The 350-nt window shown below is 72.3% G+C and carries 1 protein-coding gene; it reads left to right on the plus strand.

Annotated elements, in window-relative coordinates; genetic code table 11:
• Positions 1–175: 175 nt before the first annotated feature.
• Positions 176–350: FGGY family carbohydrate kinase (locus EQG76_RS33355; RefSeq protein WP_407925518.1), on the plus strand; the 175-nt coding region annotated here is incomplete at its 3' end.

Raw genomic sequence — 350 nt, forward strand, 5'->3', positions numbered from 1 at the left:
GCCACCCGCCCGGCAGATCCTGCCGACCACCGGCAAATCCTGCCGCGCAGAAATGGCCGGGCCTGGCGACCCTGATCCCGCCGGACGGGGTGGTCGGGGCGGCAGAGAGTGATCTTCCGGTTGCGCCGGTGCAGCGGGCGCGCGAGGGATGGGCCAGGGGTCGGGAGGAACCGGAATGCAGCGCGCCACGATCGGAATCGATGTCGGCACCTCGGCGGTCAAGGGCCTGCTGGTGGGCCCGGACGGCAGCGTGCTCGCCAGCGCGGTACGGGAATATCCCCTGCTCACGCCGGCACCCGGCTGGACCGAGCAGGAGCCGGAGGAGTGGTGGCGGGCGACGGTCCAGATCT

This window comes from Geminicoccus flavidas (genome assembly GCF_009806515.1).
Lineage (GTDB): Bacteria > Pseudomonadota > Alphaproteobacteria > Geminicoccales > Geminicoccaceae > Geminicoccus > Geminicoccus flavidus.